Genomic DNA, 23,848 nt, shown 5'->3' on the forward strand with positions numbered 1-23,848 from the left:
AGATGTTTAGTCGATGTTTCCAACAGTACCAGCGATGTCGATGCCCCAGAATTCTTCGTCGTCAGCCGGGAACATGTGGCCTTCCGGGCACTGGGTGGCGTACTGCCATTTGGGCTGTGCCGTGGTGATGTCGAAGGTACGAACTTTCAGGTTGTCGCCGTTGGTGGCGATAACGTAATCCGCTGCAGGCTCGTCATCATATGCAACAGCGACCAACTTGCTGGGAGTAGCCGTAAAGTCGGTTAATGTGCCGGTTTCGATCCTTTCAGCAGTTGCCTCCAAGCGCGGAAGTACGATGTTGTAGTCGTTGTAAGTCACGTTGTCGGTGTTCTGGATACCGCCGGGGCAATGAGCTGCATTGGCGACAATGCCGGAGGTGACCAATCCGTTTTCTGGTCCAAATCCCAGGACGATGCGCCCGAACCAGTCAGGCTCGCCCCAATTGCGTTCGTCTGTATGAACGTCGAAAGTCGGATCGTCGGCATTATCTTCAGCCCCCATGCCAACCATGGCCACGGCGATGCCGCTGTCAATCAGGACGGAATCCATACTTGCATTACGAGCATTAGCGGCTACGTATGTATAGCCCAAGTCATCAGCCTGGGTGAAGCCAGATTTAACAGCACCGTTGTCGTCGTCCATGGCATCATATGCGTTCAGATTAAGAACGCTGACGATTCCCAAGGTTTTCAGTTCCGCAGCTTCACGAGCATTGAGGTAGTGCATGCGAAAATGATTGCGGTCCATAAATTCAGATGCCAAAGTTTCAGGCCCATTATCTGGATCGTCATCAGAAACGGCTGGAAGCTGGTAGGTGTTGGCACCGATTTCTTCCACCAAGTTGGTCAGCTTATTGGGAAAGCGACTAGTCTTCTCAAAATATCCGCTCATCATAGACACCATGCGGTTCTGGTTGCTATCGCAAACCGTATCTACCGCGTCACCCGAAATACCCGCCAACCGCGGCGCGACCATGGCAATCAAAAAGCCCATGATGGTCAGGACGACCAGGATTTCGAGCAGCGTGAAGCCTGCTTGCCGTTTCATTTTTTTGGCCAATTTCTTGGCGATGCTTGCGTGCATGAAAAAAATCTCCCTTGAACTGTTTTCCGTTTCGTGCGCACAACCCCGCCGCAGGGTCTGTCCCGCCTGATGCATGTACCTCTGTGCCATGTATTTCCGGCGGCCCAGCCATCCCCAGCACCCGCCTGGGGATCCGTGACTTTCCGTCCTCCGGTTGCCCGGAGTTTGGCTATGGTGCGGAAATTCCATCCTTCAGGCTCCTCGCCATGACAGAATGATATGTGCGCGTGTCTTTGATTCACCTCCTTATAGTCTCTTGCCCCAAAGGACCTTTTTCAGATCGCTCACCGCAAGCTCCAGGCAGGGGAGGGCGGTTCGAAACAGGTTGATCGTGGCATTTTCAAGGTTGTTGTGGTCAAATTTTTTAAATCGAATGTATTGATTTAGAACCCTTTTCGAACCGCCTTCCGGGACTGCCGGTCAGGGAAGGCGGTTCGAAGCAGGTTGATCATGGTACGTTCAAGGCTTGCTGTCGGATTTCAAATCCGGTCCTTATTCTCAAGTCCTCCCCCTGCCCCGAGGGGGAGGACTGCCGCGTTTTGAGGAGTGTGGAGGTAGCGAGTGAAAATTTTACTGCTCGAGCACTCCTGGATAGTTGATTACGAACCGGTACTCCTTGCCGCAATTGATGAGCACTTCCTTCTGGCCTTTTTTGAGGAAACGCATCTCCAGATGCAGGGTTCCGTAACCGTCGTGCCGGAACAGGTCGCGATAGACGGTGAAAAGTTTCTGCAGAACCTTGTCGTGTTCGGGTCCGAGATTCGATGGTATGAACTTGTCAATGTCAGTCACTTTTTGATTTCACCGTATATAGTTATTATTAAGATTCACGGCCTTTTGGGAGCTGTTCTGTATATTGCTGAAAAATTGAATTTTTTCGGTATACACCGGGGCGGCCCGTCTTGGGCTCGGGCCTTTTCCCCGGCGTCCGTGAGTTCAGTATTTAGGGATATTTTTTAGACATTACTAACTCTGGAAGCCAAATTTCTAACGCTACAGGCCATTGTTTGCTATTTCATTGGGCCCTGAGAGAATGCCCATCATTTTAATGTCGGGTTGGAGTGTCTTGCTTTTTTGCGCTTATCCCTAGACGGGATACCCTACATGTTTGTTTCGCAATATTATATGTTGTTCCGGCGTTCCGTGCACTGCGGCTTTGGCATTTGGTTGAGGCAGGGCATTGTTTTTCGATTCTCCCTGCTCAGTGTCCTGACGATTGAAGCCGTAAGGTTTTGCGAAAATATGGCTCCCAGCGTTAGTCGTGAGGGCAGGTGTTTCTGTAGAGAAGATGTTAGTCAATTCAAACTTTAAATCAGGCAAGGAGATATCCATGGCCAAGGCTTTGATTGTTTTTGGTTCCACCACGGGCAACACCGAAGGGGTGGCGGACGACATCCTTAAGATTCTGAACAAGAACGGCATCCCGACCGAGGTCAAGAACGCCGCCGACGTGTCTCCGGCCGGATTGGCCGAGGGTTACGACACGGTGATCATGGGTTGCTCGACCTGGGGCGACGAGGACATCGAGCTGCAGGACGACTTCGTGGACATTTTCGACAACATGGAAAAGGTCGGGCTTACCGGCAAGAAGGTTGCGGTCTTCGGGTGCGGGGACTCGTCCTACACGCATTTTTGCGGGGCCGTGGACGTCATCGAGAAGAAGGCGGAGGCGCTGGGGGCAACGGTCATCGTGGGCTCCCTCAAGATCGACGGAGATCCAGAAGCTTCGACGGTCGAGGAATGGGCCGCCGAGGTCATGCGCATGATGTAGTCAATCACGCGCCCCGCCGGAATGATCCCGACGGGGCGCTCTGGACCGTGCCTTCGAGCGCGGCGGGAGGACGTATGTGTTTCAAGCTTGATAACGGATCCGAACTGTTTTCGGTGCAGGACATGCAGAAACTGAAGAAATCCGCCAGCGGGCGCATGGGGTCTAAGCATTGGGTCGACGTCAAGGCATCGTCGCCGGTCGCAAGGGATGGCAAGGAAGAAGGGCACGGTTGCGGGTGCGACGGGAAGTGCGTGACGTGCAAATGCGCCGAACGTCGTGCCCGTCAGGGCCATGAAGCGGAGCGTCTGCGCGAGGTTTCCTGACGGACAGCAAGGTCCGCCCGGCGGACGATTCTTGCGGAGCGCTCTTGGATTGCGCGGATCAGGGAGAGATCGTGACAGCAGTATTGTGTGAAATTGGCAGAGGTCTGAGATTTCAACATGACCCACTGCCAGGAGACCGGGGACCAGATCCGGGCCTTCCTGGGCAAGGTCATTTTGTTTTCGGTGCGTGAATCCGTGGACATCCCTTTTCGCTTCGGCCGCGACGTGTTCGGCGTTGTCTGTGGCATCGGGTACACCTTCTGCATGTTGGCCTGCGAGCGGATCCGCCAGCGCTTCGCGGCGGACTACGCATGCGGCTGCACGGTCTCCATCGGACTTACCACCAGGAGCCTGGAAGTGGGCTCCGATCAGGCCGGCCTCCTGTCCGCCTGCGAGCGGGCTCTGTACCAGGCCAAGAGCCTGGGTTGCAACAGGGTGTGGGCGACGCCGATTCTTTGACCCTGCAGAGAACCTTTCCGGCAATATTCCCGCCCCCATTACAGCTTTTTCAGAAGCGCTCGTAGCGATAGCCAAGAGCTTTTTTGGCAAGCTATCCGCTAAAGTCCCTTGGAACCGCCCGTAATCCGGCCTTCCATTAGATGGATGCGCCGTGTGGTCAGCGCGTCGAGGAAGCGTTCGTCGTGGGAAACAACCAGCAGAGTCAGACCGCTTCGCGGCAGATAGTCCTCCAAGACGGCGCGGCCTTTGGCGTCGAGGTCATTGGTGGGTTCATCGAGGATGAGTAGTCGTGGTCGCATGGCCAAAGCCGTGGCCAGGGCCACCATGCGTTTTTGCCCTCCCGAGAGGGTGTGCGTCATGCGCTCGGCCAGGACGGCGACGCCCAGTGACTCCAGGATTTCCAGAGCCCTTTGCCGGGCTGCGGGAGGGGTGAGACCGATGTTCAGAGGCCCGAAAGCCACATCTTCCAGCACAGTGGGGGAAAAAAGCTGGTCTTCGGCATGTTGGAACACAATGCCTGCCTCCTTGCGCAAGGTGAAGAGCGCCCGCGTGTCTGCCACCGTCCGCCCATGATGGAGAAGCCGCCCTGAGCGCAGGGGGCGCAGCCCGATGAGCGCCAGCAACAGGGTGGTCTTGCCGCTGCCGTTGTCTCCGGTCAAACACACTCGCTCGCCGGAATGCAGGGCAACATCCACGCCGTCCAGGGCTGGGGAGGGGCTGGAAGGGTAATGCACGGTGGCATTTTCCAGAGCCAGCAGGGGGCTTTCTTTCATATCCATTTCTGGTCCAGAGCCAGCAGTACTACCCCGCAGAGCAGGGCGGTCAGGGCCAGGCCAACGGTCTCCGTCCGCTTCCCGCTGGGCTCCTGCAGCACATGGAACACTCCGTCAAAGCAGCGCGCCCGCATGGCGTCACGGATACGCTCCGCCCGGTCCAGGCTGCCCAGCAGCGTCTGGCCGAAAAGGATGGCGATGGTGCGCCATGTGTGCAGGGACATGCGTGGCGTGAAGCAGCGCGCGGCCAGAGCCTGTCTGCGGCGTTCCCATTCATCGGCGGTGACGAAAATCTGGCGGTAGGAGAAGGCCAGCAGCAGGACCAGCTTTTCGGGCAGTCCAAGGCCACGCAACCCGTGGGCCATGGCCGCCACGCTGCTCGTGCGCGACAGGGCCAGGAGCAGACACAGGGCGGCGTTGCTTTTGATGGCGATGCGCAGGCCCAGGACCGCGCCCTCCACGCGTACCATGGGCCATGGCTCCCACGCTGTACCGGGGTAGGTCAGGGCCAGGGATGCCGCGAGCATCAGGAGCAGGCCATTGGCCGGAGCCAGCCGTCGAGCTGCTTCCGCCGGTGAGACGCGGGCCAGGGTCAGGGCGGAGAGACCCACGCCCAGCGCGGCCAAGGAGCCCTGCGTCGTGTGCAGGAGGGACGCAACGCAGACAAGCCCGCCGGTTGCGATCAGCTTGATGCGGACATCCACCCGGTGCAGCATGGTCTGGCCCGGTCGATAGGGTTCGCTGATCATGCCTGGGGCGGGCGCGATGCGCCTCGACTCGGCCTGCGCACCAGCACGGCCACTCCGGCCAATCCCAGAATCCAGCCGATGCCGCCCACGATGTCGGCCACGCTCGGACCCTGTTTCTGCAAGGCCCGCAGCTCGCGTCGCAGGGGCTGCAGCTGTTCCTGCACCACGGCGCCGACTTCCTGGCGCACCAATTGTTCCAGGAGGTCGGCATCCATGCGGGAGTCCCCTGCGTCGTCCAGCCGGATTTTATCATGGGGCGTCGTCGCGCCAGGCTTCGTGGAGGCTGAATTTGGCAGTGTGAATTCGTCCGCCGGGACCGAGCAGGTCGCCATATGGCCCTGGCCCCCGTCTGCTGTGACCTGAAGATCATTTTCGGCCTTACGCACCGTCTTGGTAAGCGGCAGGCTCAGCATGCCGTCCTTGTCCGCCACGCCCTGCATCAATACCTGGCCTGAGGCCAGATCCTTCACCGTGACTTCGGCTCCGGCACCGGTGCTTCCGTCGCCAAAGGCGGATTCCACCAGCAGCACATCGCCTTCGGTCCAGGCGGTCACCAGGAATTTGTGGGCCTCGGCCGCGCTCGGCAGAGCCAGACAGCAGGCCAGCAGCAGGAGCGAACGGACCGGCATGCCTGACCCGGAAGGTGACACGGGCTGTTTTGCCGGAATGTCCGCTTGGATGCCCAGCAACTCTGGGCGGGTGCGGATAAGAAAGGTCACGGCGAACATGGTGATGATACCTTCGATCAGCATGACGGGCAGGTGGGCCAGGACCACGATCTTGGCGGTTGGCAGGAAGCCTTCGTCGCTCAGACCAAGGCAGATGGCCACCATCAGCGCGGTCCCCAGAACGGCTCCGGCTCCGCTCATAAAGCCGCTTATGGCGGCGTATCGGCCACCCTTGCTCATGAAGCCCCGCAGGAAGAGGTGGCAGAGCACGGCGGGCAGGGCCACATTGAGGGTGTTCACCCCCAATACGGTCAGGCCCCCGAACTGGAACAGTACGGACTGGAGGATGAGCGCCACCAATATGCAGGGGAAAGCAGCCCAGCCGAGCACCAAGCCTGCCAGACCGTTCAGCAGCAGGTGCACGCTGCTGGGGCCCAGGGGCACATGGATGAGGGATCCGACGAAGAAAACGGAAGTGAGTACGGCCGTGGTAATCATGTTGTCGAGGTCAAGGCGGCGCAACCCCATCCAGACACCTGCCAGGGTCAGACAGGCACCTCCGACGAGTACGGGCGCGGCCAGGGCGCCATCAGATATGTGCATGGTGTTCTCCGTGTCCGTGGTTGGAAGCCGCCTTGTTTTCCAGATGGAGCGAGGCAAAGGCATGGCGCAGGTGATCCATCCACAGCGCCCGGAACGGGCAGTGCTCCAGCGTGCCCGTGGGTTCTGACAGAACCTCGATGCCCGCCGCCTGCAGTCTGTGCTTCCAGGAACGGGGGGATTCGCCCAGGATGTCCACCAGCACATGGTGACCGGGTACGCTCATGAAGGGCAGCAGCCTGCAACGGCTGATGTTGGCCTCTTGCAAGCGTGAGATGATTGACGAGACGCCCAGGGTTTCCCCGGAACGGCTCATCAGGGCCCCGAGGAATACGTGTGGGTCGCGAAGTCGTACGCGGGCCTCGAAGTCAAGGTAACGCTGCTGTCCTTGATGATAGGTGCCATGTCCCACCAGGACCACGGCTTCATCCGGCAGGCGCTCGGCGGGAATGTAGCTTTGCAAGGCTAGAGCGGCGCGATCAAGGTCCTTCTCGGAGGTCAGCAGCGGCGCACCGAGCGCGATCTCCCGGAATCCCTTGCGGGGATGCACGAAGGCCATGGCCTGGGAGTGGGTCCAGTGGTACTCGACCCCGGGCACGGTGTGCAGGGACTGTACAGCAAGGTGCGTCACGCCGTCGTCATGCAGGCGCGAAAGTGCCACGGCCACGGAATCGTGTCCCTGGCCCATGGCTGCCAGTTTCTTGCGCACCTTGTGGGCCGTGTAGGCCCAAGCCACGGGGATGCCGGGAAACTGTTCCCGGACCTCGGCTTCCATCTGTTCGTAGCCCCTGCGAGCTTGGGCCATGGCGACTCCGAAGGCGGCCAGGAGAATGCCCGGTCGAACGGGCTTGGGGCGGACATGGTCGTGACCGTGATCATGATGGTGGTCATGGTCGTCGTTACGGTCGTGATGGTGGTTATGGTCGTGATCGTGATGGTCATGGCCGTGGTCATGCCCGCTCCCGTCATGGTTGTGGGGGTGGCAGTGCAAGGGTGTGTTCATGGGTTGGTGTCCGTTTTGAGATCATCAGATGTCCACGTCATTGCGGGACATATAGAACTCCCAGCAAATTTTTGGTTGCAGGGAAACGGGACAAGCCGGATTGAAGAGGAGGAAGGACACGCGCAAGGATGAGGGGCGGGGCCGTCTTCCCCGTGTCGGCAAAGACCCGTTGCCTAGGGAAAAGTGTCTGGCAGGTCTTCTGGCTCCCTCGGACTTGGCCTCGCCTTCCCGTCCGCGAAGGACAGTGGCGTAAATGAGGCGTTGTGCTTCCCTGCGTGTGCAGGACCGAGGTTACAGCGGCGGGTCCGCTCCGGATTCACACCGGATTCCCTATTATGCTCCTGTTCGGAGCACCAGATCTTGATTCGTTATCTTACGGTGATACGGGATGTCAAATCGTCAGTGGCGACGGATGCGGAGCCGGTAGGGGAAAATCCGGCAAGCGGAAAGTGTTTTCCGCTTGCCGGCAGGGTCGCCTATGGATGCAGGCAGTGAAGTGCTGAGTGGTCCATCAGCTCAGGCTGGCGCGCACTCTCCGGGCCGCCTCCACCATGTTGCGCAGGGAGGCCAGGGTTTCGGGCCAGTCCCTGGTCTTGAGCCCGCAGTCCGGGTTGACCCACAGCCGCTCCTTGGGGATGAACTCCAGAGCCCGGCCCAACAGATTCTCCATTTCCTCCACCGACGGTACTCTGGGACTATGGATGTCGTAGATTCCGGGGCCTATCTCGTTGGGATAGGAATATTCCCGGAAGGCCTCCAGCAGTTCCATGCCACTACGGCTGGACTCGATGCTGATCACGTCGGCGTCCATGGCTGCGATGGATTGCACGATATCGTTGAATTCGCTGTAGCACATGTGGGAATGGATCTGGGTCGAATCGGCCACACCGGAAGTCGCCAGGCGGAAGTTCTCCACTGCCCATTCCAGGTATGCGCCCTTGTCTCTGGACTTGATGGGCATGCCCTCGCTGAAGGCGGCTTCGTCGATTTGGATGATGCGAATCCCGGCCTTTTCCAGGTCCGTGACCTCCTGGCGGATGGCCAGGGCCAGCTGGCGGCAGACTTCGGCTCGTTCCATGTCGTCGCGCACGAAGCTCCAGCACATGATGGTCACGGGTCCCGTCAGCATTCCTTTCATGGTTTTTTTTGTCAGGGATTGTGCGTAGGTGATCCACTTCACGGTCATGGGCATGGGCCGGTCGATGTCGCCGTGGATGATCGGCGGCTTCACGCACCGGCTGCCGTAGCTCTGGACCCAGCCGTTGGCCGTAAAGCAGAAGCCGTCCAGTTGCTGGCCGAAGTATTCCACCATGTCGTTGCGTTCGGCCTCGCCGTGTACGAGTACATCTAGACCGAGGTCTTCCTGGATGCCTACCACTTTGTTGATTTCGTCGCGCATGGATGCTTCATAATCCTGGGTTGTGATGTCCCCGTTTCTGAAGAGGCTGCGCTGTTTCCTGATTTCGGGAGTCTGGGGGAAGGAGCCGATGGTCGTGGTCGGCAACAGGGGCAGACCGAGCCAGGATTGGGCATTTTTTCGCGCGGGGTACGGGGCGTTGCGTCGGGTCATTTTCTCGTCAACCCGGGCGCACCGTTCGCGTACCGCCGCGATGGTCACCTGGGGACTTTGCCTGCGAGAGCGCATGGAGATGGCGTTGGCTTCAAGCTCGGCCGCGCAGTCCTCGCCGTTCATGGCCCGGGCCAGCAGACGCAGTTCCGCGCATTTCTGGACGGCGAAAGCCATCCAGCCTTTCAGCTCCTTGGGCAGGGCCGTCTCGAGTTCCAGGTCCACCGGGGTGTGCAACAGGGAGCAGCTGGAAGCGAGCATGATCCGATCCGCACCCAGACCGGCGTGCACGATGTCGAGTGTGCGCAATGCGCGGTCGAGATCGGTTTTCCAGATGTTTCTGCCATCGACGATGCCTACGGACAGGGTCATTTCGCGTGGCAACCCCTTCAGGATGGAGTCCAGGGCCCTTGCTCCCCGGGTCAGATCCGTGTGCAGACCTGCACATCCCGAAGTCAGGGCCAAATCCATGTTGTCATCAAGGGCATCGAAGTAGGTGGTCAGGAGCAGTTTCGCTCCGGCCTGATTCAGGATTTTGTAGGCATGGGGGAAGGCGGCCCGCGCAGCCGGGCTCATGTCCGCGCACAAAATGGGCTCATCGATCTGGATCCAGGAGCACAGGGGCCGAAGTTTATCCAGGACGTGAGTGTAGCGGTTCAATACCTCGTCCAATTTGTTCCATGGATCAAAGCCTTTCACGCCCTTGGCCAGAGACAGGTAGGTGATGGGTCCGAGCAGCACGGGCTTGGCCGAGCAGCCAAGATCCAGAGCCTGAAGGGTGTCCCGGACAATGGTTTGCGAACCAGATTTCAGCGGAGCGGCTGAGATCTCCGGGACCATGTAGTGATAGTTGGTGTTGAACCATTTGGTCATGTCCAGGGCCGGAACATTGCGCTCGGCATCGCCGCGCGCCATACAAAAGTAGGTGTCCAGGTCCGGTTGGTCCGTGGTCAGGAATCGCTCGGGGATCGCACCAAGCATGAGAGAGGTGTCGAGAACGTGGTCGTAGAGGGAAAAATCACCCGTGGTGACGTGGGTCAGACCGGCCTTGGCCTGGATCGTCCAGTGGCGTCGGCGTAGTTCCTGGCCCATGTCCAGAAGGTCTTGCCGGGTGGCCTGCCCTCGCCAGTAGGCCTCCAGAAGGCGCTTGTGTTCCCTGTTGGCTCCGATTCGCGGGAAGCCGAGAATGTGGGTTTGCATCCGTGTAACTCCTTTTATTGAGGTGGAATAAAAGGAGCACAAACACTCGAAATGAAGACAACGCAAAAAGACGGCCCATCCCAGGGACGTAACGGCCGGTTTTCGCAGGATGCCTGTCTTATCGCGAGACAGTCGTGCTCCATGCGTTCAGGGCGTCTCCTGGCTTCCGGTCCGTTTGTGCCCTGGCCTTCCCGCTTTCGCAGTGACCATGGCCGGATTTTGTTCCGGTTACAGTGGCGCGTCCGCGACGGATTTTCACCGTCTTCCGTGTCCTGAACGCTTGTACAGAGCGCGCCAATAGCCCGGCGTGCCCGGGATGGCAAGGCGGGTTCGAGGGCGCGCGGCGGGGCCAATCAGAGCGGGTTGGTTCTGGAAGGCCGCCTTTTCTTTTTGGGTGTGTCCAGACAATTCAAGTCCTCCGGCGGATTCATGGACAATCAGGGCGATGGGTGCGGTAGCCAGCGCTTGAGTTCGACTTACCGCTGGTACGTCTTTTTCGACATTGTTGAACGTGCGCCATCCAGCGAGTCGCGCGATTCTGTGCTAACTGGGATTTCATGAAGCCTTTCTTGAATTGGATGCCCGTTATTGCACATGAAAAATTAATGGATGGATGGATACGGATCGATGAGCGCTTAAGTTGAAGTGGATCAAGGCCGGACTCGCTCGGGGATAGCGGGATGCGAAAGACCTCCGGACAGAAGTCCGGAGGCCGCTGTTAGGGATGATCGAATCTGAATCTCATGACGTCACTCACTCAGGGCGTCGGCCCAGAGAAAGAGTGCTTCTGGATACTCCAGAACCCCGGAATCAACATACTGGGGCAGCACGTATACGGCGTGATTCCTGATGGCCGGGATTTCGGCCAGGGCCGGGTTCTGGCGCACGGCTGCGGCCAGGGCCTTCTGAACGGCATAGGCGTTGCCGAAAACGGCGATGACGTCGGGCGCGTTGGAGAGCATGGGCTCAAGATGCACCCCGTGTTTGCGTTTGGGGGCGGTGAAGTATCCCTTGCTGGCCGTGGCGTTGTTAACGGCGAAGGCGTCGCCGACATTGGTTGCGTCCATTTTGGACAGAATGAAGCGATCTGTGTAACCGCCGGGGGCTTCAATCTGGACCGTGATCTTGCCCGTGCTTTTCTGCTGGATGCCGCTCAACATGAGCACTTTCTTGCCGGGTTTGACAGCCTTGGCTTTGTCTTTCGACGTGGCCAGGGCCGAGGCGTATCCGTCGAGCACCGCGCCGACCCTGTCTTCTCGGCCAAGTAGCTTCGCGGTTTGCCGCACGGCGGAATCAAGGCCCTGGTTGAAATCGACGAATTCAACGCTCAGTCCCTTGCCTTCAAGCAGAGGAACTGCCTTTTCCGGACTGACAGAAGGCATGTACGTGCAGAAATTGGCGTTCTTTTCTATGATGACCCTGGTTATGCCCAGGCGTTTGGCCGCCTCGGGCACGGTTTCGGGTTTTTTGATCGCCCGACTAGGGCAGCCCAGGATCTCGGAGCCGCCTCGAAATGTTTCGGTCAGGGGCCATAATGTGGCGCGTACGGCCATGGCCTTGGGCAGCACGCCCAGATTGTAGGCCACGTCCACCAGCCGGTCGCCGATCATGATGACCTCGGCGTGATCAGGGGCCGGGTTTCTTTCGGCCATGACAACATCTGCCTGGAGAACGCTCAGCCCCAGGAATATCGAGGCCACTGCAAGAATTCTATTAAAGGTCTGGACTGATCTGTATTTCAACATGGGCATTTCTCCTGATAGTTGCTTAGAATTTCATGGTCAGACCGGCGTACACCGTGACCGGTTCAATCTGCTCTACGTCGTTGCGATTGAGACGGGTGCCGAAGATGTTTTCGGCGCCGGTGAAAATCTCGAAGTTGTCATTGATGTCTTTGGCCAGATAAACACCGCAGATTGTGTACGATTCCTTGTCGCCTTCGGCATAGGTCATCTGGTCCACAAAAGAGGCATGGAAGTTTGCGCGAAGACGATACTCGGGCAGGGTGTAGCCGAGTTTGGCGAAGGCCTTGAATTCGGGTTGACCGCCAACATCCTCGCCGGACTTGTTGTCCGCGTCCAGCCAGATGGCGTTTCCGTCCAGGGAGAAGCCCAAGGGCAGCTTGACGCCAGCCTGAACCTCCACGCCCTGCAAGGTTGCCTCGGCGATGTTTTCGTAGATGTAAAAATCCTTTTTGTTCTTGCCGGTACCTTCGGAGCGATCGAAGACCGACTCGATCAGGTTGTCCACCTCGGTCCGAAAGAGGGTGACACCGCCGTACATGTCGCCGTATTCGCCTTCGACTCCCACCTCGTAACTGGTGGATTCCTCTTCCTTGAGGTCTTCGTTGGCCTCGTAGACCAGTTTGCCCTTCTGGCGCAGGGATTTGACATACAGTTCCGACAGGGACGGAGCCCTGAAGCCCTGGCCGAAGGAGCCCTTCAGGCGTAGCCCTTCCAGAATGGTGTAGACTACGGAGGCGCGCGGAGACCAGTGCTCGCCGAATTCGGAGTGGCTGTCGTAACGCAGGGACAGGGTCAGGGTCAGAGGATCGAGGATCTGGAATTCGTCCTGGAAAAAGAGGCTGTAATTATCCGTGTGCTCGTTGGTGCCCATGTCGTTCTGGGTGTCATCCAGGCCTTCGCGACGAACTTCACCGCCAGCGGTAAGCAGGTGGTTGCCCAGGAAGAGGCCTGAATAGCGAGCTTCGAGCTGGTTGGTGTACTGCTCCGTGACGCGCTCTCCGGAAGCGGCAAAAGGAGTGAATCCGAGTTCGTTGTCGAATTCCGAGCGGTTCAGACGGACCATGACGTTGTGCACGTCCATAAACGCGGCGTCGTATTGCAGGAAGTATCCCTGGCGACTTTCGTCGGCGGTGCGTGTGCGGTCCGATCCTTCATAGAACTGGAGCCCGTCGTAGGTGTTCTGCATGTACTCCGCACCCGCGCTCAGGGACTGACCGTCGGTCAGATCCCAAGCCAGACGTCCGGCCAGAAAAGCGGGTTCCTGCGAGAAACCGTCGTCCGGGGCGGCGCCATTCCTGTCCCATCCGTTTTCATGCCCGGCCTCCATGGCCAGCAGCGTTCGCACCTGATCCGTGCCCCCACCGAGATACCCGCCGAAATTGAAGCGATCATTTTCGCCGTCAATCTGCCTTCCGTATTGGCCACTGGCCTTGGCCGTCACTTCACGTGACGCCTTTTTGGTTATGATGTTGACCACGCCGCCAAGGGCGTCGCTGCCGTAGAGGGAGGAAGCCGGGCCGCGAACGATTTCAATGCGTTCGACCATGGTGGTGGGGATCTGGCGCAGGTCGACCATGTCGTTGAACCCGTAAGCCAGACGGCGACCGTCGAGCAGAATCAAGGTGTGCTTGGCGCGTGCGCCACGGATGGAAGGCACTTTGACCCGTCCGGATTCGTTGCTGACGATCAGGCCCGTTGCTGACTCCAGGGCCTGGGCCACTGTCTGGGCGTTCAGTTCGGTTATGTCCTGGGCCGATATGACTTCGATGCTGCCCGGAGCGTCTGCGATGCGTTTTTCGGTCATGGTCGCGGTGACAACCATTTTATCCATGTTCTGATCGGTTCCTGCATGTGCGGCCGCAGTGGCGAAGAGCAGGGCGCCGAGCAGGGCCAGCCGAAAGAGGTGCCTTGGCATGTCTTGATTTCCTTTGTTTTTGGCCGTTCGCCGGTCCGGCGGCGCTGCGACACGTTGATGATATCCGGACGCTTAGAGGGTTGCGGCGACCTTGAGCAGCGCTGCCGCCTGGGCGCGGGTGTTGGGAAAATGCTGGGCCCGCTCCAGGGCGGTAAGGGCCATGTCGCGGTTTTTGATGCGCAGGGCGCAGTAGCCGCGCATGAGGTGGGGATGGCCGTCGCCGGGATTTAACTGGGCGCTGTGCGCAAAGGCGTCGGCGGCCTGGTCGTATTCGCCCAGTTCGAACAGTGCGCGCCCCATGGCCTGCCACAGGGCTCCCGATGGCCGTTTGTTGATGGCTGTCTTTGCACTTTCCACGACCTTGGCCGGATTGCGTGCCGCCAGATGGGCGTTGACCATTTTTTCGCGCAGTTTGGGGCAATCCTTGCGCACCAATGCGTGTTCGTAGCTTTCTGCGGCCTTGGCCGGGACACCGATGGCTGCGTACAGGTCGCCCATTAAAACCAGTTCCTCGGGCGTGGGTTGGTGCATGCTGGTGTATATTTCCCAGGCGGCCAGACTTTTCCGGTATTCGTTCTGTCGGGCCTGGATCTGCGCCAGGAGCTTCCAGAGTGCGGCATTGTTCCCGTCATTCGCCAGCATGCCGTCCAGGATCCGGGCCGCCTTTTTTTCCTGTCCCAGATCCAGATAGACCTTGAGCAGGGCTTCCAGCCACGGAGTCTTGGGGTGTCCGGCCTTGCCCGAGGTCAGGTGTTCCAGGCCGGACAGGGCCTTCTTGGCTTCGCCACCCAGGATATGGGCCGCGCAGGCGTGGAAGAGCAGATCATGGTCCTTTTTTCCGCCCAGTTCATAGGTGCGGGTCAGGGCTCGGCCGGCCAAGGGATGATCGCCCAGATCCAGGGCGGTTTTGCCCAGGTTTTGCCAGCCCGGAGCGTAGTCAGGCTCAAGCTCGGTGCAGCGCTGGTAATGGGGTAGCGCATCCTTGGGTTTGTTTTGCATGGACAGGGCGTTACCCAAGGTGAATTCGACCAGATGGTGAGGAGTATCGGCATGGGCTTGCCGAAATTGGCGTAAAATCTGGGTGGCCTTGGCGTGGCTGCCATTTTCCATGGCCTGTCCGGCCTCGTACAGGGTCTTTTGCACAACCGGGGGCAGTTCCGAAGCCTGGAGCACGGTAGCCATGGACAGCAGAATCAGAACGGTCAGGACCACCGGTCCTCTGTTCGCGGAAAAGAAATACGTAGTCATTGCTCAACCCTCGAATTTGAATTCAATGGTAGTCACGAACCATGTGCGCACGGCGGTTCCGGACTTTTGGCCCGGCGTGAATTTCCAGCCGGACAGGGCCCTGCGCACGCTTTCGTCGAAAACGCCCTCGGGTCTGGCCGAGATGATCTCGACATTGTGGACCGCTCCGGTTTCATCCACCAGGAAACGGACATCCACAGCTCCATTCAGGCGCATGCGCTTGGCTCGCTGGGGATAGATGGGCTTGATCTGACTCAAAGGTATCGGAATCTGGTCGACCTCGCCCATGGCGTAATCCTGGCCGAAGGCGGCAACAGGAGCGGACGAACGGCCAACCGGTGCGGCCACTGGGGCACCCGTGGCCAGTTTGGTGTTGAGCTCGAAGTTCAGGCTGGGCAGGACCAGGTCCATTTTGGGAATGTCGGGGCGCGTGCTGGGCATGGACATGGGCGGCAGCTCCTTGGGCGGTTCCCGGGGCGGTTCCTCCTTGGGTGGAGAGTCCTCTTGCGGTGGGGGCGTTTCGCGACGGAGTTCCACCATGTTGACGACGTTCAGACTTTCCAGGTCCATTTTGGTCACGGGTTTACCCACCGTTGCCGGAAGCAGGGCAAACAGGAGCAGGTTGACCGCCAGGGCCCCGGCCAGAGCCGCGTAGATACGGAAACGAGCGGTCATCTCAGCTTTCCCCGTCGGTCCGGGAGGCGGCAATGCTCACGTTTTCGGCACCGGCCAGGCGGCATTGGTCCATGACCTGGATGACCACACCGGTGTTGCTCTCTTTGTCGGCGACAATGACCACCGCGCCTTCGGGATTCTCGGCCAGGGAGCGCTCCACGTGGGCGCGCACGCTGCGCACGTCTATTTCCTTGGATTCCAGGAAAATCTTTCCTTCGGAGGACACACCGACGAGAATGTTGCCGGCCTCCTTGAGGGTGGCCGTGGAGGCCTGGGGGCGCTGAACGTCAACGCCGGTTTCCTTGACGAAGCTCGTGGTCACCATGAAAAAGATGAGCAGCAGGAAAACCAGGTCGATGAGCGGAGCCATGTTGACTTCGGCGGTCTTGCCCCTGCCGCGTAGGTTATGTCGGGCGTTGATCACAGGCACCTCTTAAGGACAGATACGGTTTCATCGAGTCGGCCTTCGAGGCGCGTGGCCCGGCGATGGAGGAAGACACTCATGAACAGGCCCGGAATGGCGGCCAAGAGTCCGCTCTGGGTAGTGATGAGCGCCTCGGAAATGCCGCCAGCCATGGCCTTGGCGTTGCCGGTTCCAAACAGGGATATGACGTCGAAGGTCGTAATCATGCCAGTCACGGTGCCGAGCAGGCCGAAAAGAGGGGCCACGGCGGCCAGGGTGGTGATGATCGCCAGGGAGCCCCGGATGAGGGGTCTGGCGCGCATGGCATGACGCTCCAGGATGCGACGGTCGATGTCCCGGCGGCCGGTGCGTTCATCGAGGAACTGTCTGACCAGATCGGCGCGTAGTCCCCGACACTCTGTTGGCAGGATACGATCCTTCAGGGCGTCCATGGCCTGGCGGAGGCTGATGTCCCGGCGGGCCTGATCGGCGAACCAGATCCCGCGCTCGATGATCAGTACCCACATCCAGCAGGATGCCCCGATGAGCGGAATCATGATCAATCCCCCGGGACGGAGGTAGTCGAAGGTGGTGCTGAACATGTCCATGGCTGTCAGTTGCAGGCTGATTCGCGATAGATGATATTGGTCAGGGCCACGGCCTTTTCCTCCATGTCACCGACGATGTGGTCCACCTGGCGGTTCAAGAAGGTGTGTGCGAGCATGATTGGAATGGCCACAGCCAGGCCGAGCATGGTCGTGACCAGGGCCTCGGAAATGCCGCCGGACATCATTCGCGGATCTCCCGTGCCGTACAAGGTGATGACATGGAAGGTGCTGATCATGCCGGTCACGGTGCCGAGCAGGCCCAGCAGAGGTGCTACGGCCCCGAGCATGTTCAGCATGGGCAAAAAACGCTCCAGGCGCGGCAGTTCCTTGAGGATGGCCTCTTGCAGGATGCTTTCGAGAGTCTCGCGGTTCTCGCCGCGCGCGGTCAGGCCGGCCTTGAGCACGTTGTAGACCGGACGGTCTTTTTTCTCCCGAACCATGTCGTCGCATTCGGTCCAGCGGGCTTGCAGGGCCAGAGTGTTGACCTTGCCCATGACCCGGTCGGCGTTGTCGTGGACGCGTTTCAGAAAGATGGTCCGCTCCACGCTCATGAGCAAAGCCAGCACGGCGATGGCCAAAATGGGCCAGACGAGCAGTCCGCCGTTCTTGATCTGGTCGATGAGGGAATTTGTGTGCATGATTTGTCGCAGTGCCGCGCCGCCGGTGATGTCCAGGGGCATGGTCTCGGACTTTCCGTCGAAATAGAGGTCCAGGGTCCGGCGCATGAACCAGTCCGGCAGGGCCGAGAGAGCGAAGAACTGACCCGTTTCCTCTGAATAGCGCAGGAATCCGGTCTCCGTGCCGGTGCGGTAGGCGGCGGTGAAGGGGCCGACGACCAGGACGTCGCCGTCCACGGTCTGACCGTCGCGGCCGACAAACGCGTGTTTGCGCAGGGATACTCCGGCCGTATGCTCCATTTCCCCGAACATGAGCTCGCCCATGCGGGCTGCGTCGGCAAGGCTTGGAAAGCGGTCCTTGTCTATCATGGGGGCCAGGATTTCGCGGCGATCGGGGAGCAGGGCCGTGGTGGGGGATTGGTTCAGGGCTGCATCCAGATCGCGGGCGACCACGCGAAGAGTTCCGATCAGTTCGCGCTGGCCCAGTTCGCTGTCCGCACGCTGGAGTTCCAATTCCTGTTTCTGTCCGACAAGTTCCGTGATCTCTTTGTTGAGGGACTCCAGTTCGTCCGCGAGCCTGCGGACATCTCGCTCCAATCCGCCAACTTCCCCTTCCAGGGCATTTCGGTCGTTGAGGATGCGTTGTCGGGCTTCCTTGGCCTGGATGCCCGCAGCTTCGTACTCGCTCTTGGCCTTGCGGGCCGCCGCGCGCATGTCTTCGGCCCCGGCAGGCAGGACCAGGCTCAAGCCGAGGGCGAGAGCGCAGGCAGCTATAATGATGTGGTGCATGGTGAATATGATTTTCATTGCGGTTCGATCCTTCCGATGGGGAGTTCAAGCAGTTCGGCCGTGCGTTCCCGCCGGGCTACCTCCATGGCTTTGGTCACCTGGTCGAGGCTGTCTTTGGGCAGGGGTGTGAATTGCCGCGTGACAGGGTCGAAATGTCCAGCCAGGAGGCCGTCGGGAGTGCGCCAGAACAGGCTGATCCGACCCAGACGCAGAATGTCGACCAACAGCGGGACGCCATCCACGGACACAGTGTCCTGATAGACCTCGACACTGCGGCCGTAATCGGCTTCGATCTGCAGTGCCTCCATGATGCGGCGCAGTTTTTCGGCGGCCGAGGCGTCAGGCCTGATCAGGATCTCGTGCAACTCGGCCAGACGCTGGGAGCGTTCCTGGGGCAGGAAAGGCAGATCGCGGGCAATGGCCTCCTCCAGACGGGTCAGGGTTTTTTCCAAAAATGGCATGAGGTCACGCTCGAACTCCGTCGCCCCCTCGATGCTCCTGCGGGTCTCGGCAACCATTTTGGCCTCGAGATCACGCCGCTCCATAGCCAGCGTGCGTCCGGCCTGGAGGCGTTCCTTTTCCGCAAGCAAATACTCGTGTCTGGCTTGCAGTTCCTGTTTGCGGCCGGACCATTCGTCGGTTTGCTTTTGTGTCTGCTGGTGGATTTCGATGGCCTGCTCCATGGTTCGCTGCACCTGGACAGGGTCGTCGGCCAGGGCTGGGCAGGCTGTTCCCAAAGTCAGGCATAGGGCCAGGCTGGCCAAGCTGTTGCGAACGAAAAGACAGGCTTTCGGTTTGGTTGTGAACTGTCTCATTTTTCTCGCCTTTGGTGTGATTGCGCGTGTGCTTTGATGTGGCTGGATTGTTACTGGCATCGTATTTTTAATCCCGACTTTTTTTGTAAGAAATTGTTTCAAATAAATATGTTAAACATGAAAGCGACTACTTTTCCTACATGTAAATTTAGTTTTGTCTAACGCATGCGGCCAGGAATTACCGGTGGAAGCCAAAGGCTGCTGTATCTTAAACAGGAAGGCGATTGCCTTTCCTACATGCAAATTTAGTTTTGGCTAACGCGTGCGGCCAGGGATTGCCGGTGGAAGCCCACAATCCCTGGTGCGTCCAGATGGATCGAAACTGGTCAGGAGGACGGAGAGTCCGCCGGGTGTTGGCCTTGGGCGTGAACCGGCCCTGATCGGTTTGATGATATCGCAGCTCGGTTTCTTGTCGTTTCCGGTCCAAAGGGGCGCAGACGGTTCAAAAGAACGGGGGTCACGAAATAGTCCGCGCCCAGAGCAGCCAGTATACCTGCGGCGACGAGGAAGGACATGTTGACAAAGACCTTGGCAGCCGAAGCTGCGTAGGCCGAGAAGCACAGGATGAGGACCAGGGAGGTCAGGAGCAGGGCAGATCCTACGGATTCGAAAACTCGGCGTACGCTTTCCCGGTAATTGCCGGTGCGTTCGAATTCGAGCTGGCAGTGGTTGATGAAATGAATGGTGTCATCAACGGCCAGACCGAGGAGCATGGGGATGATGGTCACGGTCATCATGTCCAAGGGGATACCGGCCAGGCCCATGATGCCGCCCACGACCATGGCCGGAGCCAAATTGGGGACCATTGCCACGAGGCCCAGGGGCAGACTGCCGAAGACCAGGGACATGAGTATGGCGATGACGGTCAGGGCGATGAAGAAGGATTTGATCTGGCCCCAGGTCACGTAGTCCTGCATGACCGTGAACTGCGAGATGGAGCCAATGAGCAAGACCTTGGCGTCGGGAAAGAGTTCGCGGCCACGCTCCTGGATGAGGCGCAGTTCCCGCACGGCTTCGCCGGAATTGTAGTCGTCGATCTCGACCATGAGCCGCAATCGCTGGTATTCATAGTCAATCCACTTTTCCGCCTCGGATCCCCCTGCGTTTTCATAGAGTAGCAGCACCTGGGCCACGGCGTTTCGATCTTCGGGAATGGTGTGAAAGTCGGGGTCGCCATTGTTCAGAACCTGGTGCGTATCCTTGATGATATCGATCAGTGATGTGGTCTTTTTGGTCAGGGGCAGTGTGTTGATCTCTGAGATGAGCTGGTCGAATTTCTTCAGATTTTCCGGTTCCTTGGCCTCTCCGGGTTGGCCGAATTCCAGGGCGACACCGTAGGAGTAGAGGGAACCGACCCTGGTGTGACCGATGTAGTCCAGACGTTCCACGTAGGGCACATCCATGCCGAAGGTGCGGCGGATGTCGAAGGACACTTCGAACCGGGCGATGCCCAGCAGGCAGACCACGGTGATCAGGCCAAGGGCGGTCATGGTCAGTCCGGGACGGTTCAGGACGCGGGTTCCGAGGATTTCCATCACCCGGTCCAGACCCGCCAGTACCCCGGCTCTTTGCTGCGTCTGTGGTACCTTGTCCCGGCCGAAGCTGAGCAGGGATGGCAGCAGCACTATGACCAGGATGTACGTCACGCCGACCAGGCAGGCCCCGGTCAGGCCGACCCAACGGATTGGCCGCAGCGGGATGAACATGAAGGAGCACAGGGCGGCCATGGTCGTCAGGGCGCTGAACAAGAGCGGCCAGCCTGTCTCGGCAACGGCGTGGATCAGGGCAGGCCGTCTTCGTCCCTCGGTCGCCAGTCCGTGCTTGAAGGCGTTGAAGACATGGATGGAGTAGCCGATGGCCTGGGCCAGGCTCAGGAATACGGGAAGGAAGATCATGGATGGGTCGTTGCGGATGTCGAGGAAGCCCTGGGCTCCGAAGACGATGACGTTGGTGCTGATGGCGGTGAGCAAGGGAAAGGCAACCCCGCGCACGCTGCGCAGGGACACGGCCAGGACGGCCATGGTCAGCAGGAGGGAAATGCCCAGCAGGCGCGGAGTTTCCTTGGCGAAGAAATTCCGCTTGTCCACGTTGATGACTGGTAGGCCCGTGGCCTTGGGCTGGAGAAAGGCATATTTTTCCTGGGAAATGATCTCGGTGACGATGCGTCCCACCGACAGGTCCGGATTTTCCGTGGAGTCCTTTTCCCAGTCGTCTGGAATAGGCTTCATGCGCAGCATGATCCAACTTTGTCGGGCGTCCTCGGACACGATGCGATTTTTGAACAGCGGCTTGGCCATGGCCAGATCGCGGATGCGGGCCAGTTCCCCCGGATCGCTTGGGATGGTCGCGGGCACAAGGTCGATGATTTCCATACCGTCCTCGGTCCCCAGGGTGAACTCGAAGTCGGTCAAGGAGACTATGTCGTCGGCGTAGGGGACTTTGGTCGTCAACTCCCTGCCCATCTCGCGGATGGCCCCGAGCACCTCTGGCGTGTAGACATTGTCGGCCTCGACCAGGATGGCACAGAAGTCCTCATTGCCGAAGATGTCCTCGAAGTGTTGTTCGGTGATCCGTAGTTCGTCGTCTTCCAGGAACCAGTTGTCCTGGTCGATGTCGCTTTCCAGTCGGGTCAGGCCGACTCCGGCGGCGAGCAGGACGCCAAGAAACAGGATGATGTTCAACCAACGGTATTTAATTATGATTTCGGCGACTGCCCGGAACCGGGAATTGATCTTCTGAATGTTGAGCATGAGCACCTCCGTGCGGATGTCAGAAACTGTATTTGAGTCGGACCCAGACCTGGGAATTGTCTTTGTAACGTCCGAACTGACCGTCATCGCCGCAGAAATAATCTGCTCCGACCAACAAATGGATGCCGTCGCGGATCTCGTAGTCGGCCTTGACGCGGTCAAAGATTTCGCCGTCGTTCAGATCGCAATAGAGCATGTTGGACAGGGTCAGGATCTGGCGCATCAGTTTTTTGGAAATATTGAGGGTGACCATCGAGGAGAAGGGCTCATCGCTGAGGTCGGACTCATGGTCCAGGATGTGCGTGCCGATCATTTGCGCGGTCACGGTCCAGTCGTCGCCGGGCGTCCAGTCCAGTCCGGTCAGCCATTTCAGGCCGTCCTTTTTGCGCGGATTGACGAACACCGAGTCCGTGTTCCTGTACTGGCCGAGCGTGTAGGCCGCCTCCCCCCGGAATACGAAATCGGACCAGGGCCGTGAGCATTCCAGCCCTAACACGGTCAGACGATGGTGTTCGGGCCTGTAGTCCACGTGCAGGATGTTCCCCTCGGTCCAGGCCGTGCGATGCATGGTCGCGAAGTCGTCCCAGGTATGAAAGACCGAAGCGGCTACGTCGAAGCCAGGCAGGTAGGCCGAAACCTTTACCGCAAGTTCGCTGTTCTCCAGGCTTGTGGCCGGTTCATCGGTTGAACGCTGGTTGATTCGCATGGAATCCGACACGGATTGTTCCACGGCCCACGGATTGTCGCCCTCTGGCAGGACCGCCGCCCTGAAGACCGGAATCCAGACGAGTTCCGTGTCGAACCACGTGCCCAGCAGGCGCAGTTTCATGGCGTCCACGGGCATGCGGATCTCGTCCAGGTCGCGGGACATGGATTCGGTGTAGTCCGGCGGCGAGATGAGATCCGTGATCTGCACCCCATCGGCCTTGCCCCAGATGACGATTTGACGGCCCAGACGCACGTCCCAACCTTCTCCAACATATTCGAGCCATGCCTCGTGCAGGTCAGCCCCGGTTTCCGAGTCGATGGTCCAGTTTTTTTCCGCGTCGGCCGAGGTAAAGAGATAGAGCCGGTCCAACTCGGCCTCGGCTTCCAAGCGTAGCTTGGCCCTGGCTGTTACCTGGTCGTGGGGGGCGCGGATCCGCAGGGACTGCATGGTCTCGGCCCAACCGGAGATGTGCAGCCAGTCCGGCAATTTCTCTTCCGCCCGGAGCGGGCTCGCTCCCAGCAGGGCAAACAACAGAGCCAGGATGGCCACGACGCGCATGGCCAATTACCGGATGCGTCCGCGTTCGATGGCGGAAACCTGAAACATGTCGTCGGCCAGCCCCGCATCGTAGCTGATGGAGCCGATTTCCATGATGGTTTTGTGATCGCGGGAAACGTTGTCCATTTCCGAGCGCAGCACTGTCCAGAAGCCACCCTGTTCCTGGAATTCCAGGACATTGTAGATTTTAACCAGCCCGTCCTTGTCGAAGTATTCAGCCTTGAGGGTCACGTGGGCGGTCTTGCTGACCCAGAACATCCGACGGGTGTACAGATCATTCGGGTCCACGGGCACGGATTCAACCTTCCAGCAGTCATGGTCCATGACAGTTTCGCTTCCGATCAGGGTGTGCGCGTCCTTGGCCACGGAGCGCCTGCCCATGTCGTCGTAGGTGAAGTCGGTGCCCATGAAGTATTCGTTGCGAGAGGAACCGCTGATGCGGCGAACTTTTTTCATGGCTGGCATGTACAGCCATTTGTCGTCATCCTTGCCGATTTCCTCGTAATCCCAGGCCAGGTAGGCCGTGCCCCGGACATCGGCCGGTTCCCGGAAAACCATGACCGATTTGCGGTCCGGACCGTAGTCCTTGGACCAGCTCTCCACCTTGCGCACGCGCTGACTGCCGCGCTTGTTGATGAGGGTCATGGTCAGGATCGATGTCCGATCCTCTCCGTCGGCGCGGTTGTAAGCCAGGGTCATGATTTTTCGCCCGTCGGGCTCGTCCGCGAGGACCGGGGCGGCGGCCAGACAGAAGCTCGCCAGGCAGATCCAGCAGGCCAGAGTGTGGATAAGGTGATGCATGCACAGTTCTCCGTGAGTT

The 23,848-nt window shown here is 59.3% G+C and carries 21 protein-coding genes and 3 riboswitches; of the genes, 3 read left to right on the plus strand and 18 right to left on the minus strand.

Annotated elements, in window-relative coordinates:
* Nucleotides 1–6: 6 nt before the first annotated feature.
* Together H4684_RS14240 and H4684_RS14245 are read right to left on the minus strand one after the other, a co-directional pair.
* Entirely contained in the window at nucleotides 7–1,083 is a 1,077-nt protein-coding gene (locus H4684_RS14240; RefSeq protein ID WP_192624247.1) for a type II secretion system protein, read from the minus strand.
* Between the two features lie 95 nt (nucleotides 1,084–1,178).
* Nucleotides 1,179–1,263, minus strand: a riboswitch (cyclic di-GMP riboswitch).
* A 390-nt stretch (nucleotides 1,264–1,653) separates the two neighbouring features.
* A complete protein-coding gene (locus H4684_RS14245; protein WP_225940447.1) occupies nucleotides 1,654–1,875 on the minus strand; it encodes a hypothetical protein in 222 nt (73 codons plus the stop codon).
* A 538-nt stretch (nucleotides 1,876–2,413) separates the two neighbouring features.
* Here H4684_RS14245 and H4684_RS14250 point away from each other — a divergent pair.
* The 3 genes from H4684_RS14250 to H4684_RS14260 all read left to right on the plus strand — a co-directional run bounded on the left by H4684_RS14250 (nucleotide 2,414) and on the right by H4684_RS14260 (nucleotide 3,636).
* Nucleotides 2,414–2,854, plus strand: coding sequence for a flavodoxin (locus H4684_RS14250; protein ID WP_192624248.1), 441 nt, complete (start codon nucleotides 2,414–2,416; stop codon nucleotides 2,852–2,854).
* A gap of 74 nt (nucleotides 2,855–2,928) precedes the next feature.
* Entirely contained in the window at nucleotides 2,929–3,177 is a 249-nt protein-coding gene (locus H4684_RS14255) for a hypothetical protein (protein ID WP_192624249.1), read from the plus strand.
* Nucleotides 3,178–3,294: 117 nt separating this feature from the next.
* The gene (locus H4684_RS14260; RefSeq protein WP_192624250.1) at nucleotides 3,295–3,636 is read left to right on the plus strand and encodes a GGDEF domain-containing protein; all 342 of its coding nucleotides are present in this window, start codon (nucleotides 3,295–3,297) and stop codon (nucleotides 3,634–3,636) included.
* Nucleotides 3,637–3,734: 98 nt separating this feature from the next.
* Here H4684_RS14260 and H4684_RS14265 read toward each other — a convergent pair whose 3' ends face one another.
* From H4684_RS14265 to H4684_RS14340, 16 genes are all read right to left on the minus strand, one after another.
* The gene (locus H4684_RS14265; RefSeq protein WP_192624251.1) at nucleotides 3,735–4,415 is read right to left on the minus strand and encodes an energy-coupling factor ABC transporter ATP-binding protein; all 681 of its coding nucleotides are present in this window, start codon (nucleotides 4,413–4,415) and stop codon (nucleotides 3,735–3,737) included.
* A complete protein-coding gene (locus H4684_RS14270; protein WP_192624252.1) occupies nucleotides 4,406–5,158 on the minus strand; it encodes an energy-coupling factor transporter transmembrane component T family protein in 753 nt (250 codons plus the stop codon). Before H4684_RS14270 ends, H4684_RS14265 begins: the two co-directional genes overlap by 10 nt.
* A complete protein-coding gene (gene cbiM / locus H4684_RS21150) occupies nucleotides 5,155–6,429 on the minus strand; it encodes a cobalt transporter CbiM (protein ID WP_318779645.1) in 1,275 nt (424 codons plus the stop codon). The genes H4684_RS14270 and cbiM overlap by 4 nt, the downstream gene beginning before the upstream one ends.
* Nucleotides 6,416–7,429: a sirohydrochlorin cobaltochelatase gene (locus H4684_RS14280; protein ID WP_192624253.1), complete on the minus strand. Its 1,014-nt coding sequence runs from the start codon at nucleotides 7,427–7,429 to the stop codon at nucleotides 6,416–6,418. Before H4684_RS14280 ends, cbiM begins: the two co-directional genes overlap by 14 nt.
* A gap of 172 nt (nucleotides 7,430–7,601) precedes the next feature.
* Nucleotides 7,602–7,802, minus strand: a riboswitch (cobalamin riboswitch).
* A 138-nt stretch (nucleotides 7,803–7,940) separates the two neighbouring features.
* Nucleotides 7,941–10,196 (minus strand): 5-methyltetrahydropteroyltriglutamate--homocysteine S-methyltransferase, encoded by a 2,256-nt coding sequence (metE, locus tag H4684_RS14285; protein ID WP_192624254.1) that lies wholly within the window; start codon nucleotides 10,194–10,196, stop codon nucleotides 7,941–7,943.
* 154 nt (nucleotides 10,197–10,350) lie between these two features.
* Nucleotides 10,351–10,463: riboswitch (cobalamin riboswitch) on the minus strand.
* Nucleotides 10,464–10,945: 482 nt separating this feature from the next.
* A complete protein-coding gene (locus H4684_RS14290; RefSeq protein WP_192624255.1) occupies nucleotides 10,946–11,941 on the minus strand; it encodes an ABC transporter substrate-binding protein in 996 nt (331 codons plus the stop codon).
* 22 nt (nucleotides 11,942–11,963) lie between these two features.
* Entirely contained in the window at nucleotides 11,964–13,856 is a 1,893-nt protein-coding gene (locus tag H4684_RS14295; protein WP_192624256.1) for a TonB-dependent receptor plug domain-containing protein, read from the minus strand.
* Between the two features lie 72 nt (nucleotides 13,857–13,928).
* Complete coding sequence (locus H4684_RS14300) at nucleotides 13,929–15,104, minus strand: tetratricopeptide repeat protein (protein ID WP_192624257.1); 1,176 nt, start codon at nucleotides 15,102–15,104, stop codon at nucleotides 13,929–13,931.
* Nucleotides 15,105–15,107: 3 nt separating this feature from the next.
* Nucleotides 15,108–15,779 (minus strand): energy transducer TonB, encoded by a 672-nt coding sequence (locus H4684_RS14305; RefSeq protein WP_192624258.1) that lies wholly within the window; start codon nucleotides 15,777–15,779, stop codon nucleotides 15,108–15,110.
* A gap of 1 nt (nucleotide 15,780) precedes the next feature.
* The gene (locus tag H4684_RS14310; protein ID WP_192624259.1) at nucleotides 15,781–16,203 is read right to left on the minus strand and encodes an ExbD/TolR family protein; all 423 of its coding nucleotides are present in this window, start codon (nucleotides 16,201–16,203) and stop codon (nucleotides 15,781–15,783) included.
* Nucleotides 16,200–16,790 (minus strand): MotA/TolQ/ExbB proton channel family protein, encoded by a 591-nt coding sequence (locus H4684_RS14315; protein ID WP_225940448.1) that lies wholly within the window; start codon nucleotides 16,788–16,790, stop codon nucleotides 16,200–16,202. Before H4684_RS14315 ends, H4684_RS14310 begins: the two co-directional genes overlap by 4 nt.
* Before the next feature lie 5 nt (nucleotides 16,791–16,795).
* The gene (locus tag H4684_RS14320; protein ID WP_225940449.1) at nucleotides 16,796–18,214 is read right to left on the minus strand and encodes a MotA/TolQ/ExbB proton channel family protein; all 1,419 of its coding nucleotides are present in this window, start codon (nucleotides 18,212–18,214) and stop codon (nucleotides 16,796–16,798) included.
* Nucleotides 18,211–19,011: a DUF3450 domain-containing protein gene (locus H4684_RS14325; protein WP_192624260.1), complete on the minus strand. Its 801-nt coding sequence runs from the start codon at nucleotides 19,009–19,011 to the stop codon at nucleotides 18,211–18,213. The genes H4684_RS14320 and H4684_RS14325 overlap by 4 nt, the downstream gene beginning before the upstream one ends.
* 326 nt (nucleotides 19,012–19,337) lie before the next feature.
* The gene (locus H4684_RS14330) at nucleotides 19,338–21,761 is read right to left on the minus strand and encodes an efflux RND transporter permease subunit (RefSeq protein ID WP_192624261.1); all 2,424 of its coding nucleotides are present in this window, start codon (nucleotides 21,759–21,761) and stop codon (nucleotides 19,338–19,340) included.
* Nucleotides 21,762–21,780: 19 nt separating this feature from the next.
* Entirely contained in the window at nucleotides 21,781–23,028 is a 1,248-nt protein-coding gene (locus H4684_RS14335) for a DUF1302 family protein (RefSeq protein ID WP_318779646.1), read from the minus strand.
* Nucleotides 23,029–23,034: 6 nt separating this feature from the next.
* Nucleotides 23,035–23,829, minus strand: coding sequence for an outer membrane lipoprotein-sorting protein (locus H4684_RS14340; RefSeq protein WP_192624263.1), 795 nt, complete (start codon nucleotides 23,827–23,829; stop codon nucleotides 23,035–23,037).
* Nucleotides 23,830–23,848: the final 19 nt, after the last annotated feature.

Source organism: Desulfomicrobium macestii (genome assembly GCF_014873765.1).
Taxonomy (GTDB): Bacteria; Desulfobacterota; Desulfovibrionia; order Desulfovibrionales; family Desulfomicrobiaceae; genus Desulfomicrobium; species Desulfomicrobium macestii.